This is a genomic window from Mesorhizobium sp. M7A.F.Ca.CA.001.10.2.1 (assembly GCF_003998575.1).
In the GTDB taxonomy this organism is placed as follows: Bacteria; Pseudomonadota; Alphaproteobacteria; order Rhizobiales; family Rhizobiaceae; genus Mesorhizobium.
In genome coordinates, this window is record NZ_RZQY01001372.1 from 1 (window position 1) to 429 (window position 429).

Below are 429 nucleotides of genomic sequence, written 5' to 3' on the forward strand. Positions count from 1 at the left end.
GCGCGGTGATGGCCAATTCGCCGGTCGGCGCGCTGTATTCGCCGGCTGCCGTGCGTTCGGCCTCGCCGACCTCGTCCAGGATGCGGCGGCAGGCGGCAAGATAGGCCTGGCCGGCATCGGTCGGTGTCAGCCGTCGCGTCGAGCGATTCAGGAGACGTGTGTTCAGATGGCGCTCGAGATCGGAAATCTTGCGGCTGACCGTCGCCAGCGGAATGCCGAAACGGCGGCTGGCCGCGGAAAGGCTGCCGGCCTCCACCGCGGCGACAAAGAGCGACATGGCTTCGAGACGATCCATAGCTTCTTCCGGAAAATGGAAGGACAGGTTACGAATATGTCATCTCCATTTGAATGATGGAAGGCTCTATATTGTGTCTGTCGGCCTGCCCGCAGCATGGCCCACAAAGGAGTTGCCATGTCCGAAGCCCGACC

At 62.5% G+C, this 429-nt stretch carries 1 protein-coding gene; it reads right to left on the minus strand.

The window, feature by feature from the left end; all coding sequences use genetic code 11:
• Window positions 1–295 (minus strand): LysR family transcriptional regulator (locus tag EN964_RS37150; protein WP_127277639.1); only part of this gene is annotated, 295 nt, incomplete at its 3' end.
• Window positions 296–429 lie beyond the last annotated feature (134 nt).